We start from the raw sequence: 17,120 nt of genomic DNA on the forward strand, positions 1-17,120 counted from the left end.
AATGAAATCGGTCAATCAACATCAAGCTTTTGAAAATGAAAAGAGTATCCAAACTGATTTTAAAGAGAAGATGACATACAGTGATTATTTAAGCCTGGATACGTTATTATCGAGCCAGCATCGGTTAAGCGGCCATCATGATGAAATGTTATTTATCATTGTTCATCATGTAAGCGAGCTGTGGATGAAGCAGATTCTGCATGAAATCCATTCTGCCATTGATGATATACAGGCAGATAACCTCAGGTCTTCCTTTAAAAAGCTTGCGCGCGTATCTCAAATACAGGAGCAGCTGAAAAGTGTATGGGACGTCCTTTCTACGCTGACGCCAAGTGAGTATATCGAGTTTAGAGATAAATTGGGAAGTGCTTCTGGATTTCAATCCTATCAGAATAGATTAGTAGAATTTGCCTTGGGATATAAAACAGAATATGTTCTCAAAATATATGAAAATGATACGAATCTTTATCCAATTTTACAAGAAGCATACGATGCGCCAAGTCTTTATGATGTGTCGATTCAAGCTCTCTCCAGAGCAGGGTTTTCTATTGATAAAGAAGTGTTGAACAGGGACGCCAGTATCACGCATCAGACGAATGAGAGCGTGAAAAGAGCCTGGATGATTGTCTATAAAAACGTAGAGCAGTATTGGGAGTTATATGAGCTTGCTGAAAAGCTGGTGGACATAGAAGGCCTATTTCAGCAATGGCGCTTCAGGCATATGAAAACGGTAGAAAGAATTATTGGCTTTAAAAAAGGAACAGGCGGTTCTGGCGGCGTGAGCTACTTGAAAAAAGTACTGGACCAATATTTTTTTCCAGAATTGTGGGAGCTGCGAACAGAGCTGTAATTGTAGATACATCGAATTTTGGCCAGTATAATTTATCTTAAATGTTTATCCTGTGAAATGTATCCTATGCGACGCATTATTTCTGATTAAAATCATTTGTTCCAATGAAGCCAAAGCCATTTTTATATTACTCAACTTTCACACATTAAAAAGTAACTTCAGTTCTATCGAAACAGGAGTTGATCGTTCCTTCGATAACACCCTTGACAAAGAATAGAAGGTGAAGTGTAAAGCACCACTGCGGCGGACCATTTTGCTTTCCGACGTACAGGACGTACTAGTGCAGACGTTGCAACAGGACGTTGCGACTTTAGTCTGCCTAGGGGCACGCTCTTCAGCTAACTTTTGCCAAGAAGAGCACTTGGCAAAAGTGGATCTTCAGATGGTGCTGATCCCTCAGGAGTCAAAACGGTCCGCCTTCGCTAGCAGGGTATTCTATACGTGAAAAACAACTCAACAAACAGAAGTTTGAACCGATAGAATATATTTTTCATGCTGCATGGTAAAATGTTCCGTAAAGATTACTTTCTGTGCATAAATGCTATTCCCTGTATTTCATATTCATACTGTCATGATTGGTTGTTCAGGCGAAAACTGCTATTTCGTCCAGCTCATTAAAATCTTCTTTCTTTCATTCGCTGTAGAATCCTATCAGAGCGCAGGCCAACCACGTAGACTCCTATGGGAACAGGGCGAGCTGAAGATCCACTTGAAAAGCGGTCTTCTTTTCAAGTTAGCTGAAGCCGTCCCCATGGAAAGCGGAGTGGTTGGCCGGAGCGGAGCTATACACCATCACCAATTCCAAAAAGGCCGGATATTTAATCAAAAAGCAAGTATGGTAATGGAGAACATGTTCACCCTGGAATAGCAAGATATATTTGCTTATTCTTAGGTGCGAAAGTTGAGTATATTATATTCAAAACCCAGGTTCAGCTAACGGAGATAATAGAAGAATAGCATAAGATGGAATGGATAAGAACGAACGGTGACGATAAAATAAATATATTTTACTATCTATATCAGGAAGTGCTTAAACAGTTAGGTAAAAAATCTACTTTCCTGTTGCATTTGAAACCGTAATCATCTATAATGAAGTTAACTAAAGGATTGTTACTGTTCGGCAGGCAAAACCTGGGTTAATCACAGCGGATTGTATGGCTTTCTGTCTACAATTTTGGGTTAATCCAGGTTTTTTTCTGGACAAACAGGTATCAGAAGAATTTAAAAAATACTCATTTCAGGTGTGAATGCAATTGAAAATTACAAAAGTATTAAATAATAATGTAGTTATGTCAAAAGATGAATCCAATCAGGAAATCGTTGTCATGGGCAAAGGGTTAGCTTTTCAAAAAAAGACTGGAGATGCGATTGAATCATCGAAAGTGGAGAAAACCTTTGTGCTGGAGAATTCTAATGTAGCTAAGAAGCTTGCGGAATTAATGAAAGAAACTTCTGAGATATACTTGGATCTTTCTTACAAAATCCTTGAACTGGCTAAATCTCAGCTGACGTATAAATTAGATAACTATTTATATGTTGCCTTAACGGATCATTTAAGCTTTGCGATTACAAGACATAAAAACGGCATCGACTTGAAAAATCCGCTGTTGTGGGAAATTCGCAGATATTATAAACAGGAGTTTCATATTGCATTAAAAGCGTTGGATATGGTGGAAGAGGATACTGGAGTAAGGCTTGTAGAAGATGAAGCGGCTTCTATTGCCCTGCATCTGGTCAATAGTCAACTATCCGGTGAAAACATGGATACCGCAATTAAAGTAACGGAGCTGGTTAATAATATCCTGAATATTGTCAGATACTATTTCAAAATTGAATTGGATGAGGATTCTATCAACTATGAACGGTTTCTGACACATCTGCGATTTTTTGCTACCCGTTTTATCCGAAAAGAAAAAGCAGAGAATACGCATGATGATTTCCTGTATGAACAGGTGAAAAGGAAATATACAGCTGCATTTGAATGCACAGAAAGAATTGCAGCCTATATTGCTAAAAATTATGATTGGGACATTTCCAATGATGAAAAAGTTTACTTAACATTGCATATCCACCGAATTACCAATCGGCACCAAATAGATTCTACATCGTGATATAAAAGAAATCTTCAATTGAATAATCATGTTTAGGATTGTTACTGATGAAGCAGGCAAAACCTAAGTTACCCGCAGTTTACAGAGGAGAGCTCTGTATGCTGTGTGTAATTTAGGTTTTTTTTATTACCTTGAGGAGGTGGTTGGAACAAATTATAAATCATCATAAAACGAATGGATGAGCTGTTGCCAGGCAGTATGTCGGAATTATTTATTATTTTTTAGAAGCGTAATCTCCATCCGGAAAAGTATCACAACGTAAGATGTTTTAAGCAAACGCTATATGTAAAAGAATCCATTTCAGGCAATAATCCTGAAGAAAATCAGAAAATAGATTTAGTTTGTTTTACTTTAATAGAAAGAGGGGAAAACAATGAAATATGAACAATTAGCCAAAGATATCATTGAAAATGTCGGCGGAAAAGAAAACGTTAACAGTGTTGTTCATTGTATTACGCGTCTTCGTTTTAAATTAAAAGACGAGGAAAAGGCAAATACAGAGGTATTAAAAGAAATGGATGGCGTTGTAACCGTCATGAAAAGTGCTGGACAATACCAGGTAGTTATCGGCAACCATGTACCTGATGTGTATAAGGCAGTGGTAGAAGTCGGCGGTTTTGAGTCAAAAGGATCTGCTGATGAAGCGGATGGCGGAGATAAAGGCAGCTTGCTCAACCGTTTTATTGATATGATTTCCGGTATCTTCACGCCGATTCTTGGAGTATTGGCGGCGTCCGGTATGATCAAAGGGTTCAATGCTTTATTCGTTGCGATTGGATGGCTTAACGAAGAAGGCGGAACATACCAAATTTTAAATGCAACCGGGGATGCCCTGTTTTATTTCTTGCCGATTATATTAGGATATAGTGCAATGAAAAAGTTCGGCGGGACGCCTTTTATAGGTATGGTTATTGCCATGGCACTGGTATATCCTGCGCTGGAGGGAATACCCGCAGCGGCAGAACCGTTGTATACCTTATTTGCAGGAACGGTGTTTGAATCACCTGTCTATATAGAATTCTTTGGTATTCCAGTCATTTTAATGACGTATTCGATGTCTGTTATACCAATTATTGTAGCAACATTTTTTGCAGCAAAAATTGAAAAGGCTTTAGCGAAAATTACTCCTAATGTTGTCAAAATGTTTTTTGTACCTATGTTCACGTTACTGATTATTGTTCCATTAACCTTTATTGTGATTGGCCCAATTGCAACCTGGGCAAGTCAATTATTGGGACAGGTAACTGTCTGGGTATATGATTTAAGCCCTATTATTGCAGGTGCTTTTCTGGGCGGTTTCTGGATGGTATTTGTTATGTTTGGATTGCATTGGGGGCTTATTCCTATTGCGTTTAACAATGTTGCGGTTTCCGGAGAAGATCCAATTCTGGCATTGATTTTCGTGCATTCATTTGCTTTAGCAGCAGCAGTACTGGCTATTTGGATAAAAACAAAAAATGAAACTACGAAAACACTCAGCCCGCCGGCGTTTATCTCTTCCATATTCGGCGTAACGGAACCTGCTTTATACGGGATTGCTTTACCATTGAAGCGACCATTTGTTATCTCGCTTATATCATCAGCTGTCGGTGGAGCAATCATTGGATTATTCGGGACGAAAATTCACTTGCTCGGCGGACTTGGTATCTTTCAATTCCCTGCCATGATCCATCCAGAGGAAGGATTAAACACAGCATTTATCGGTACTATCATAGCAGCAGCGGTCGGGATGGTTCTATCCTTTGTTCTGACTTATTTCTTCGGAGGGATTAACCAAAAAGCAACAGCTGCACCAGCAGCTGAAGCAGCTTCCGCAAAAGAGGAAACAGTTGTTACGATACAAAATGAAGACATTGTCAGCCCGTTAACTGGAAAAACCATTGCACTTGAAGAAATAGAAGATACTGCATTTGCTTCCGGAGCGCTTGGGAAAGGGATTGCAGTGGAGCCGACGGAAGGGAAATTGATCTCACCTGTTTCTGGAACCGTTTCGGCGATGTTCCCTACAAATCACGCCATTGGAATCACTACGGAAAATGGTGCTGAGATTTTAATGCATATTGGGATGGACACAGTACAATTGGACGGCAAGAACTTCAAGGGTCACGTAGAACAAGGCGCAAAAGTCGAGAAGGGGCAGCTGCTTATTGAATTTGATATACCAGAAATTAAAAAAGCCGGCTTCCCGCTGACTACACCGATTATTATCACGAATTCAGGTGAGTATAAAGATATTGCTTTCACAGAAACAAAACAAATTAAGATTGGCGACCCGCTGCTTTCATTAGAAAAGTAACGGATTCCAAATAAACAGAAGGAAAGTGCTGTATCCAGTCTTTCCTTCTCCATACTAAACAAAGGAGTTTTTATGATGACACAATTTCCAAAAGGATTTTTATGGGGCGGAGCGGTAGCTGCGAACCAGGTAGAAGGTGCCTATTTAGAGGATGGAAAAGGATTAACATCGGTTGATTTATTGCCGACGGGAGAAAAGCGCTGGCAGGTCATGACAGGAAAAGTGGATTCATTAAAACCTGTTGAAGGCGAATTATATCCGTCACATGAAGCCATTGATTTTTACCATCGCTATAAAGAAGATATTGCTTTGTTTGCGGAAATGGGATTTAAAGCATTACGAGTTTCGATTTCATGGGCGCGTATTTTCCCGAATGGAGACGATGCAGAGCCAAATGAAGCAGGTCTTCAATTTTATGATGATTTATTTGATGAAATGCGGAAATATGACATAGAACCGGTGGTAACCATTGCTCATTTTGATGTGCCGGTACATTTAATTGAAGCCTATGGAAGCTGGAGAAATCGCAAGCTTGTGAATTTCTTTGAAACCTATGCAAAAACGATTTTCACACGTTACCGGGATAAAGTGAAATATTGGATGACATTCAATGAAATAAACATGCTCCTGCATCTTCCATTTGTTGGTGCCGGATTAGTGTTTGATGAAGGCGAAAATGAGTTACAAATCAAATATCAGGCAGCGCATCATCAGCTCGTCGCAAGTGCCTTAGCTGTAAAAGCCGGGCATGAAATTATCCCGGATGCTAAAATCGGCTGTATGCTGGCAGCAGGTACAACGTATCCGTACACTTCTAATCCAGACGATGTTGCCAAAGCAATGGAAAGAGACAGGGAATCCTTCTTCTTTATTGATGTGCAATCCCGCGGGCACTATCCTGGTTATGCAAAACGCTTTTTCCAGGACAATGGTTTGAAAATCGATATGGAAGAAAATGATGAAGAACTATTGAAGAATCATACAGTGGACTATATCGGATTCAGCTATTATTCCAGCAGAACAACAAGCACTGATCCGGAAATATTAAAGGATATCACAGATGGAAATGTATTTGCCTCTGTTGCCAATCCATATCTGAAAGCATCCGAATGGGGCTGGACAATTGATCCAAAAGGCTTCCGCATTACGGCTAATCAGCTGTATGACCGCTATGAAAAGCCATTATTTGTTGTGGAAAACGGACTTGGCGCGATTGACCAATTAAATGCTGATGGTACCGTTGACGACGATTATCGTATAGAGTATTTAAAGGAGCATATCGCCGAAATGGGTGAAGCAATAGAAGATGGTGTGGATATCATCGGCTATACCAGCTGGGGTCCGATTGACATTGTCAGTGCTTCCACCGGCGAAATGAAAAAACGTTACGGTTATATTTATGTAGACCGTGATAACGAAGGAAAAGGGACCTTAAAACGTTCGAAAAAGAAAAGCTTTGATTGGTATAAGCAAGTGATTGCTTCGAATGGGGAGAAGCTATAATTTGATTTAGAGGGTAACCGAGAGTTAGTTGTTAAGATGAATATTTCCAATCATAAATAAATCGATATAAACGAAAAATGTATTTCAAAAGCCTCGCTGATAGATGAAGTATCATCATTTCAGCGAGGCTTTGTCCCATTTAAGTATGCTTATTTTTCTGTAAAACAACAAGCTGATCCTCTTCATCTAACATTATTTTACTTCTTAACGTAATCAGCTGAATGGTATGGTTCTTCTTTTTGATAAACAGTGGAACCGTATCTTCCGGCAATTGCTCCTTCTCAAGCTTTCCTTTTTGTTTTAATGGGAACTCTTGTATCGTGTAGCCTGTATTGATTTTCTTATTTAATTCGGTAAATACAGCATCTTCATGAAACAGGAGATGTCCTTTTCCTGCAAACGGAATTTTGTTCGAGCCCTCTTGTTTATAGTTGTTGCTGGTAAGGGTAAATGTATGATTATGACCAAATTTAGGTGCATAGGATTGGCTGACTAGTATGTTAAATGCAGCATCTCCAGTTAAAGAAAGAATGGTCTCATATGGTGTCAGGTCTACTTCATATTCGCTGTGCTCTGCCAGAATTTGTCCGTGATAAACAGGGATTTCCTTGTTTACAGCAGGCTGCAGCTGTGTGGCGGAAGAATCACTGATTAATACAGGTAAATCCATCTTTTGTAAATAAGCAGCCAATGCAATGGAAAAGCTGTTTGCTCCCACTAATAGAACGCCTGGTGCGGTGTCATTGGCAAGATGGAGCGCCTTAGCAATTGGTCGCAGTGAAAAGCCATGCGCGCATACAGTAATAAATACAAGCGCAAAGGTTAAAGCTGTCAGCATAGCAGCACCTTCATGCCCGTCATTCAGCAGAATGGTTGCAAAATAACCGGAAACAGACAGAGCAACAATTCCCCGCGGTGCAATCCAGCCAATCAGCATTTTTTCAGAATTGGAAAGCTCTGTGCCAATAGTAGAGAGCCAAATCGATAAAGGCCGTACAATAAATAACATGACAAGAACAAAGCCGATAATCGGCCAAGTGAACATCTCCGCAATTGTCTCCCGTGTTAAAGAAGCCGTCAGTAAAATGAAAATAGTGGATGTCAGCAGGACAGAAATATTTTCAACAAAGTGACTGACTTCATGGCCGATAGAGGATACATAATGTTTGGTACGGCCAATTGTTAATCCCATAACGGTAACAGCCAGCATGCCAGTTTCATGCATAATAACCTCGGCTACGGTAAAACAAAGCAGGAGAAAGGATATAATAATCGGTGTTTTTAGGTATTCGGGAAATACACCTTTGCTGATCATTAAGCTGACCACCATGCCGATTACATAGCCGAGAATAACGGCAATAATGGCACTGAGAAAGAAATGAATTAAGTAATTTGCATGCAGACTTTCTGTTGTAAGTACCTTAATAATTTCGTAAGCAAATAATGCAAGCAGCGGACCGAATGGATCAACAATAATTCCTTCCCATTTAAGGACAGCTGCCGTACGCGGTTTTAATTTTGCATTCCGCAGCAAAGGCAGAATAACAGTCGGTCCGGTTACAATAAATAAACCGCCAATAATGAAAGATATCTCCAAGCTCAAGCCTGCGATAAAATGAGCAGCGAGTGCTCCGCCGATCCAGGCAATGAAAGCACCGAACGTAACGATCCGGAATACGGATTTAGATACGCCTCTGATTTCCCGGACATCGAGGCTGGAGCTGCCTTCAAATAAAATAATGGCGACAGCAAGCGAAATCAATGGACTGTACAGGCTGCCCAATGCGTCCTGCGGGTTGAACAACCCAAGCACAGGTCCCAATAATAGACCGGCAATGGACATGATAACAATGGAAGGCCATTGAATTCGCCAAGCCAGCCATTGCGAGAAGATACCAACGACAATAATAACAACAATACTGACTAGAGCAATATTTTCCATAGCATTTTCTCCGTTCTTTTAGATTCATGTAAAGTAGTTTATCAATTCTGGTAGAGTTTGTCTTATATTTTGTCAGAAGGTGAATAAATCATATTACTGAATATCGTTTATTTCTTATAATGTGCAACAGCGGCCTCAGCCATCCGAAGAATTTCTGCATGAAGACTTTCTGGTTCCGTAATGGTCATTTGGTCTGCAAATCCAAGAAGAAATCGCTTTGCTTCTTCTTTTGTATCAAAAGCTAATTTAACGTGTGTCCATCCTTTTTCGTCAGTAGATGCAGTCTCTATTATCCGTACAAAATAAGTTGAAAAGGAAAGTCTCGGCAGCACTTCTCTGGAAGTCTTTACCCATACCTCATAAGTCGGCAAGGCCTTGATAAATGCTTGTTTTGAGTTTTTCCAGTATGCTGCAATATCAAAATCAACCGGTCTTTCAAAGGTTTCTTTGCTTGGCACAGCAGACTGGATTCGTGAAGCGCGATAATTCCGGATATCTCCATTTTCCTTTGCGGCAATCACGTACCAGCTGCTTCCTTTCGCAACTAGTCCCAGCGGCTGTACGATATAATGATTGGTTTGTCCGTCTGCACGCTGATAGAGGATATTCAATTTATTATTTTTCCATATTGCATTTTTCAGAACCTCAAAGGATGCAATTTTTTCTTTTGTTCCCCGCCAGGAGCTGGTATCAATATGAATGCGGCTCCATACATCCTTTGCACTTTCACGATAAGCTGCAGGCAGGGATGCGATAACTTTGTTTCTGGCGTCTTCAGAAGTACGGGTTAATCCTAAATCATCCAGTAATTGAGGAGCTGCCGGCACGAATAAAGCGCGTATTTCCGATTCCTTTAAGCCGGTCAAATCAGTCTGATACCCATCAACTAAAGACCAGCCGCCATTTTTGCCGCGATCAGCAAAAACGGGAATGCCAGAGCCGCTTAAAACCTCCATATCTCTGTAAATTGTCCGTTCGGAGACTTCCAGCTTTTTAGATAATTCTTTAGCAGTCATTCGACCATACGACTGCAGCAATAAAAGAATGGATATGAAACGGTCCCCTCGCATGAACATCACCTTTCTTCTAATGAATTATATTAATTAAATGAAATATGACAATAGATGTCAAGAATTAGTTTGTATAATGAAAATATCTGAGGAAGAAAGGGTGGAAGAGAATGAAAACATTGAATGGAAAAGTAGCTCTTGTCACAGGCGGAAGCAGAGGAGCCGGACGCGGTATTGCTGTAGAACTGGGGAAAGCTGGTGCAACCGTATATGTCACAGGCCGCAGTGTTCGGGGAGCATCTACGAATCATTGGCCGGGGACCGTTAATGACACGGTTTCAGAAATAGAAGCTGCCGGTGGAAAAGCAATTGCATTACAGTGCGACCATACGAAAGATCCAGAAACAGAGGCTGTGATTTCTCAAATTCGCAAAGAGCAGGGAAAGCTGGATATTTTGATAAATAATGTTTGGGGCGCACATGACTTGGGTGTGGAAGGAAAACCTTTTTGGGAGCTGACCTTGCAAAATTGGGATACAATGTTTACAGCAGGCGTAAGAGCGCAACTGGCTGTCAATCACTTTGCTGTTCCCTTGCTTCGAGAAAATAAACAGGCTTTGATCATTCATACAACGTTTTGGGATCATGGCAAATACACTGGCCAATTTTATTATGATTTAGCTAAGAATGCGTTGGTGCGAATGGCCTATGGGCTATCTATCGAATTAAAAGCGGATAATATTGCTGTTCTTGCTGTTTCTCCCGGATTTATGCGGACCGAGCTCGTATTGAAATATCATGGTGCAGACGAAGAAAACTGGAGGGAAGCGGATGATTTACAGCAAACAGAAACACCATACTATGTTGGAAGAGGAATTGCAGCATTAGCAGCTGATCCAAATGTGATGGAGAAAAGCGGGCAGGTGTTCCGAGCGGGAGAATTAGCGAAGGAGTATGGATTTACAGATATAGACGGGCGTTATATTCCGCCATTTACCATATAGACTCGGATGTATATTATTTTTAAAAGAATGGATTACTTGGAAAACAGATATTCTCTATGTAAAATAGCCAGTGTTCTTATATAATAAGGCCACTGGCTGTAATATGCGTATTTTCTATTACGAACCTTAGATAAAGTAAAATCCGATGCCCATAATCACATATGCAGCTAATAAAGTAAGCCCTTCAAACCAATTGGAATCCCCATCATTCGAGATGGTAATCATTAAAAATACAGCTGTCACCATGCTGATCAGCTCCGGCCATGTAAAGACAAGCGGCATCGATGTGGAAAAGAAAAGGGATAACAAAACAAGAATCGGCAGAACAAACATTGTGATCTGCAGGGTGGAACCAACGGCTATTTCAACAGCGACGTCCATTTTATTTTTATAAGCCATGACAATCGCTGATGCATGCTCTGCTGCATTTCCGACAATTGCTACAATAATGATCCCGATAAATAATTCAGACCATCCAAATGCCGCGCCGACAGTATCAAATGTCGATACCAAATGCTCCGAAACATAAGCAACAGCAGCTGTAGCAAGTGCCAGAATAACAATTGCTTTGCCTTTCCCCCATTCAGGTTCTTCCTCCTGTTTCGATTCATTTTGTTCGTTATCTGAATGATAAACGCCACGGTGGGTAACGAATTTAAATAGTAATGCTGCCAAATATAACACGATTAAAATAACAGCTATTCCAACACTGACAATCATCGTATCACGTTCGTTCAGCGATTGGGTGAATACTTCTGGAATAACAAAGGCAACAATCACAGCAAAAATCAGCATACCTGCATTATGACGTGCATCGTGAACACTAAAGGATTGTCTTTTGTATTTCAGTCCGCCGACAAAAAAGGATAACCCGCCGACAAGCAGTAAGTTGCCTAATACAGAGCCAGTTAACGAAGCCAGTACGATTCCAATGAGTCCGGCTTTTAATGCAAAGATAGAAATAATAAGTTCAACCGCATTTCCGAAGGTTGCATTTAACAATCCCCCAGCTCTCGGTCCTAAAACGATTGCTAAACTTTCCGTAGCTCTGCCGATAAAGCCCGCTAAAGCAATAATCGTCAAGCAATAGATGATAAACATGATGATAGCAGACCAATGAAAGATGGAGCCGATGATGGAAAGCGGCAGTCCAATCAACACGAGTATCATAAATAACTTATTCATCAAAGTCCCTCCGTTTTTCTATATCTGGATAGCTATAGATTACCCCGATTGATTCGATATTATTTGGAGGAAGATAATTCCGCTTAACGTAAACGGTATTAAAATAAAGAGAGATCACATTATTTACACTTGCGCAGTAAAAAAGGTGCTATTCACTTTGTTATTACAGATTTATCTGGAGTTAAATAAGGGTATAATAGAATGAGATATTTTGTATTTGTAGAGAATGGAGGATTTATTCTAGAAGCTGCCTCAAAAAAAGTATAAAATAGTCAGAAAGAATAGGTATGAGCTGGGAGGAATAGAATTTCACGGATGAATATAACGCTCAAGCCATATTTAAAAAAGGTGAATTGGATCATTTATTATAAGGCCATGTAAACGAGCCTTCTGCATAATATAATGTTTACCAGGAGGCAGATTTGTAATAACAGCTATTCAAACACCATGGAAAAAATGTCAAACGAAAAGAGGAGTGATTTATTATGTCAAACAAAAGAATCCTTGCCATCAGCGACATTCATGGCTGTTATCATGAGCTTGAGCAGCTATTGCAATTAAATCATTATAACCCAAAAGAAGACCAGCTTATCCTTCTGGGAGACTATATCGATAGAGGACCTGAGCCAAAGCGGACGGTTGCTTATATAATGAAACTGGCAGAAGAGGGAGCTATTGCTTTGCGGGGAAATCATGATCAGATGTTTTTGGAGTGTATATTCAGCAACAATCCAGATAAGGAACGGCGTTATTTAATCAATGGCGGGATGGATACGATAGAATCATATGTGGGAGAAGACTTTTTTTCAGGTAATACTGCAGGGGAGCATTTGCAGGCTGCCAAGGAAAAAATCAAAGAAGATGATAGCGAGCATTTAGAATTTTTATCTAATCTGCCGTATTATTATGAAACGGAAAACCATCTCTTTATTCATGCAGGTATTGACCCAGCATTGGATGATTGGAAGGAGACGCCCGATTTTGATAAAATCTGGATTCGTCAAGAATTTTTAGGCTTTGATCATCCCCACGATTTTACCGTCGTGCATGGGCACACGCCAACGCAGAATCTTCGCGGAAAAAATGATAATAGCATATTTTTTGGGAATAAAAAAATTGATATCGACGGAGCATGTGCTTATGGTGGAAGATTAAATTGTTTAATAATAACGGGAGATTCATACGAAACGACGTATATCAACCATATTGAAGCGTAAATCTGTAGCAGGCAGGGGGCAGGGAGATGGCAAATATTCATGATGTTTCGAAAGCTGCAGGTGTATCTGTCAGTACGGTTTCGCGCGTACTGAATAATCATCCTTATGTCAAAAAGGAAAAAGTAAAGGCTGTGAAAAAAGCAATTATAGAAACAGGCTATATTCCAAATATTAATGCGGTTAATTTAAAGAAAGGAAAGACGCATCTTATAGGCATCGTTTTGCCATTTTTAGATGTGCCGTATTTTTCACAGCTGGTTCAAGGGATATCACAGGCAGCTTCTGTTCATCAATATAAGCTGGTGCTGTATCAGACTGGGTATGACGAGCATCAGGAGAAAGAAGCTTTAGAAATGTTAAAGCTAAAGCAAATAGACAGTTTGATCATTTGTTCCAGAAAAATATCTTTAGAAACAGTGGAACATTATCAGCAATATGGCAGCATTGTTCTATTTGAAAATGGGGAAGATACGCCGTTGAGCTATACGTATATCGATCATTATGCATGTTTTATGAGGGCCCTGGAGTACCTGTATGAGCATGGACACCGGAAAATTGGTTTTTCTATCAATCGGCTGGAGGGGGCAAACAGCAGTCAGCGTGAACGTGCCTACCGTGATTTTTTAAAGTTAAAAGGTCTCCCTTTTCACAAAGATTATATCTTTAAAAAATGTCTCAATATAGAAGATGGGGAACGTATTTTACGAGAAATCGCTGCATTTCAGGAACGTCCTACAGCTATTCTAGCGACAAGTGATCAAGTAGCAGCGGGTATAATTACTTCCAGTTCAAACTATAAACTCAAGGTTCCGCGTGATTTAGCGGTTATTGGCTTTGATGATCAGCCAATAGCACGTGCTATGCAAATTACTTCCGTTAATATCCCACTGTATTCTATCGGGCAGATTTTGTTTGAACAGGCCATAGCTGAAGAGATTTCCCATAAAGAAGTTTCAACGGAGTTAATGGAAAGGTCAACGGTTTGATAAAAAAGGATGAAAAGCAGCAACGTCTTGAGAATGTTTACTGCTTTTCATGAACATAAAAAAACAATCCTGGCACGGCAAAAATCATGGTATATGATACGATCATGCCTTTTCAGTTACACTCATATCAATATCCAAAATCTATGCCGCATGCCGCCGGATTGTTCTCTAACTTGAGTGTACTTTCTGATATCGTTTTCAGGTCAAGTGTTTTTTTAGTTTATATATCCGCCTTTTTAAATTTATCAACATAATCCTTTGCTTTTTCGAAATTTAACCCGCTGCGACCCTGCACATACTTTACAGCCTGATGATCATCCTTATTATTTTCAAGCATATCTTTTAAATGGCTTACAACCTCTGGATCTTCTAATTTCAGATAGGGGGAGGTCGAGTTGTTTACATATCTTTTTAATTCGAAGAAGCCCATACCGGTTTCTTGCCGTACATATTTCATGATTCGTATAAATTTTAAAGGTGACGCATTATTTTTATTATCCTCAAGCATTTCAGTGGCTTCTATAATAACCTCGAAAGGATCTCTTTGTGAATGGGATGGATTGAATTTATTTCTTTTGCGTAAAAATAATAAATAGATTATTCCGACAACGATAATAATAATCAAAAAGATTTGTACAAAAAGCATATGTCATCCTCCTTCAGTAAATACTTTGTTTTATTATAGCATAAAGGCAGTTAGCTTCTAATCGGAGATAAAATGATGACTGCAGAATGCGCTTACGCATTTTGTTAAAACCGCTGGCAGTTAGCTCAATCGGGCTGTTTGCGGCTGTAACGAATATTTCTTCCTTGTTTTTAAAAGCTTTGCAAATAAATAAACGTTTGTTATAATGGAACAAATGTTCTTTTGGTAGTTTTGATTACTTCAAATAACGAAGACGAAAGCTTTAAAGTTTAGACCTCAACTTTCGCACCTAAGAATAAGCATATATATCTTGTTATTCTAGGATGAACATGTTCTCGATTACCATGCTTGCATTTTGGTGAAATATCCTGCCTTTTTGGAATTGATGATTGTGCGTAGCTCCGCTCCGGCCAACCACTCCGCTTTCCGACGTACAGGACGTACTAGTGCAGACGTTGCAACAGGAGGTTGCGGTCTTAGTCTGCCATGGGGACGGCTTCAGCTAACTTGAAAAGAAACCCGCTTTTCAAGTGGATCTTCAGCTCGCCCTGTTCCCATAGGAGTCTACGTGGTTGGCCTGCGCTCTGATAGGATTCTACAGCGAATGAAGGAACTAACATTTTGATAAGTTGGACGAAATAGCAGCTTTCGCCTGAACAACCCAATCATGGCAGTATGGATATCAAATACAGGGAATCGCTTCGATGCACAGAAAGTAATCTTGGCGGAACATTTTACCATGTAGCATGAAAAATATGTTCCATCTGATTAAACATCTATTTGGTGAGGTGCTTTACACTTCACCTTCTATTCTTTGTCAAGGAAGTTATCCAAGGAACAATCAACTCCTGTTTCTATAGAGATAAAGTTACTTTTTAATGTGCGAAAGTTGAGTTTAGACGTTTGAAATAAATATAATTATTCCGTAACAATCAATTTGCTGAAATGAGAGGTGAGTCCAATGAAACAGGAATCGCTTTTTGGAGAGGATAATAAAAGAAATTCCCCGCTTGCCAGCCGTGTCCGTCCCAGAACACTGGATGAATTTGTCGGTCAGCAGCACTTATTGGCGCGAGGGAAGGTGTTGCGTGAATTTATCGAAAATGATCAGGTGACTTCGATTATTTTTTGGGGGCCGCCTGGCGTTGGCAAAACAACGTTGGCTGAAATTATTGCACATAAGACAGAATCAAAATTTATTAATCTGTCTGCAGTAAACAGCAGCATCAAGGATATCAAAAATATAATGAAGGAAGCGGAAACAAGACGCGATTTCGGTGAAAAAACCATTATTTTTATTGATGAAATACACCGGTTCAACAAGGCGCAGCAGGATGCTTTTCTGCCTTATGTCGAAAATGGCAGTATTATTTTAATCGGGGCAACAACGGAGAACCCTTCCTTTGAAGTAAATGCAGCATTGCTGTCGAGAAGTAAGGTGTTTGTTTTAAATCAATTGGAAATAGCTGATGTTGTAAACCTTTTAAAGAATGCAATAACCCATCCGTATGGATTTGGAGATAAGGATATTCATATAACCGAACAAAGCTTAGAGGCGATTGCAAAGTTTGCAAATGGAGATGCAAGGAGTGCCTTAAATACGTTAGAGATGGCGGTGTTAAATAGCGGCACAAATGCTGAAGGCTTCTATATCAACGAGTCGAATCTGGAACAGCTGATTACCCGGACTTCCTTTCTGTATGATAAGAGTGGCGAAGAGCATTATAATATCATTTCTGCCCTTCATAAATCGATGCGGAACAGTGATGTCGATGCCGCGATTTATTGGATGTCCAGAATGCTTGAATCAGGAGAGGATCCAATCTATATTGCCAGAAGGCTGATTCGCTTTGCGAGTGAAGACATCGGCTTAGCTGATACACGTGCACTGACAATTACCACGGATGTATTTCAAGCCTGTCGTTATATCGGAATGCCGGAATGTGATGTCCATCTTACCGAAGCAGTTATTTATTTGTCACTGGCGCCCAAATCAAATGCCGTGTACCGAGCGCGGCAAAAAGCGAAAAAGGATGTAAAGGAATCGATTAATGAACCTGTACCCTTGCAAATAAGAAATGCACCGACAAAGCTAATGAAAGAACTGGATTATGGAAAGGGTTATCAGTATGCGCATGATGAAAAAGATAAATTAACCGCAATGCGAACGATGCCTCCTTCGTTAGAGGGACAGCAGTACTATTACCCGACAGAGCAAGGAAATGAGAAAAAATTTAAAGAAAGATTGAATTATGTGAAGGAATGGCAGAAAAGGAATAATTAACAGCTCAGCAGATGAAGGGATGAAAACTTTTCTAGCTGGAAGGTAAAAAATAAGCGTGGTATTTTAACCAAAACCATGCTATACTT

The 17,120-nt window shown here is 39.9% G+C and carries 12 protein-coding genes; 8 read left to right on the forward strand and 4 right to left on the reverse strand.

The annotated features are described in order from the left end of the window. The first annotated feature begins 1 nt into the window (after position 1). The 4 genes from kynA to MKY65_RS07530 all read left to right on the forward strand — a co-directional run bounded on the left by kynA (position 2) and on the right by MKY65_RS07530 (position 6,760). Positions 2–850, forward strand: coding sequence for a tryptophan 2,3-dioxygenase (gene kynA / locus MKY65_RS07515; protein WP_339183699.1), 849 nt, complete (start codon positions 2–4; stop codon positions 848–850). A 1,253-nt stretch (positions 851–2,103) separates the two neighbouring features. Further along, positions 2,104–2,961: a PRD domain-containing protein gene (locus tag MKY65_RS07520; protein WP_339183701.1), complete on the forward strand. Its 858-nt coding sequence runs from the start codon at positions 2,104–2,106 to the stop codon at positions 2,959–2,961. A 373-nt stretch (positions 2,962–3,334) separates the two neighbouring features. Next, positions 3,335–5,257, forward strand: coding sequence for a beta-glucoside-specific PTS transporter subunit IIABC (locus MKY65_RS07525; RefSeq protein WP_339183703.1), 1,923 nt, complete (start codon positions 3,335–3,337; stop codon positions 5,255–5,257). Positions 5,258–5,329: 72 nt separating this feature from the next. After that, a complete protein-coding gene (locus MKY65_RS07530; protein WP_339183705.1) occupies positions 5,330–6,760 on the forward strand; it encodes a 6-phospho-beta-glucosidase in 1,431 nt (476 codons plus the stop codon). A 139-nt stretch (positions 6,761–6,899) separates the two neighbouring features. On the opposite strand, the gene MKY65_RS07535 is transcribed toward MKY65_RS07530, so the two are convergent. Further along, positions 6,900–8,702, reverse strand: a complete 1,803-nt coding sequence (locus MKY65_RS07535) for a sodium:proton antiporter (RefSeq protein ID WP_339183707.1) — start codon at positions 8,700–8,702, stop codon at positions 6,900–6,902. Between the two features lie 107 nt (positions 8,703–8,809). Beyond that, complete coding sequence (locus tag MKY65_RS07540; RefSeq protein ID WP_339183709.1) at positions 8,810–9,772, reverse strand: YafY family protein; 963 nt, start codon at positions 9,770–9,772, stop codon at positions 8,810–8,812. Between the two features lie 110 nt (positions 9,773–9,882). Between MKY65_RS07540 and MKY65_RS07545 the strand changes: the two genes are divergently transcribed. After that, positions 9,883–10,716, forward strand: coding sequence for an SDR family NAD(P)-dependent oxidoreductase (locus tag MKY65_RS07545; protein ID WP_339183711.1), 834 nt, complete (start codon positions 9,883–9,885; stop codon positions 10,714–10,716). Positions 10,717–10,842: 126 nt separating this feature from the next. Here the strand turns inward: MKY65_RS07545 and cax are convergent, their stop codons facing one another. Next, positions 10,843–11,901: a calcium/proton exchanger gene (gene cax / locus MKY65_RS07550; protein ID WP_175297043.1), complete on the reverse strand. Its 1,059-nt coding sequence runs from the start codon at positions 11,899–11,901 to the stop codon at positions 10,843–10,845. Positions 11,902–12,386: 485 nt separating this feature from the next. On the opposite strand from cax, the gene MKY65_RS07555 reads away from it, so the two are divergent. Next, positions 12,387–13,118 carry a metallophosphoesterase family protein gene (locus MKY65_RS07555; RefSeq protein ID WP_339183712.1) on the forward strand — a complete coding sequence of 244 codons (732 nt, stop codon included), beginning with the start codon at positions 12,387–12,389 and terminating at the stop codon, positions 13,116–13,118. 26 nt (positions 13,119–13,144) lie between these two features. Then, a complete protein-coding gene (locus tag MKY65_RS07560) occupies positions 13,145–14,104 on the forward strand; it encodes a substrate-binding domain-containing protein (RefSeq protein WP_339183714.1) in 960 nt (319 codons plus the stop codon). A 220-nt stretch (positions 14,105–14,324) separates the two neighbouring features. Here MKY65_RS07560 and MKY65_RS07565 read toward each other — a convergent pair whose 3' ends face one another. Beyond that, the gene (locus tag MKY65_RS07565) at positions 14,325–14,750 is read right to left on the reverse strand and encodes a hypothetical protein (protein ID WP_339183716.1); all 426 of its coding nucleotides are present in this window, start codon (positions 14,748–14,750) and stop codon (positions 14,325–14,327) included. Positions 14,751–15,711: 961 nt separating this feature from the next. Here MKY65_RS07565 and MKY65_RS07570 point away from each other — a divergent pair. Further along, positions 15,712–17,034, forward strand: a complete 1,323-nt coding sequence (locus MKY65_RS07570) for a replication-associated recombination protein A (RefSeq protein ID WP_339183718.1) — start codon at positions 15,712–15,714, stop codon at positions 17,032–17,034. Positions 17,035–17,120 lie beyond the last annotated feature (86 nt).

This window comes from Oceanobacillus sp. FSL W7-1293, from assembly GCF_037969815.1.
In the GTDB taxonomy this organism is placed as follows: domain Bacteria; phylum Bacillota; class Bacilli; order Bacillales; family Amphibacillaceae; genus Oceanobacillus; species Oceanobacillus oncorhynchi.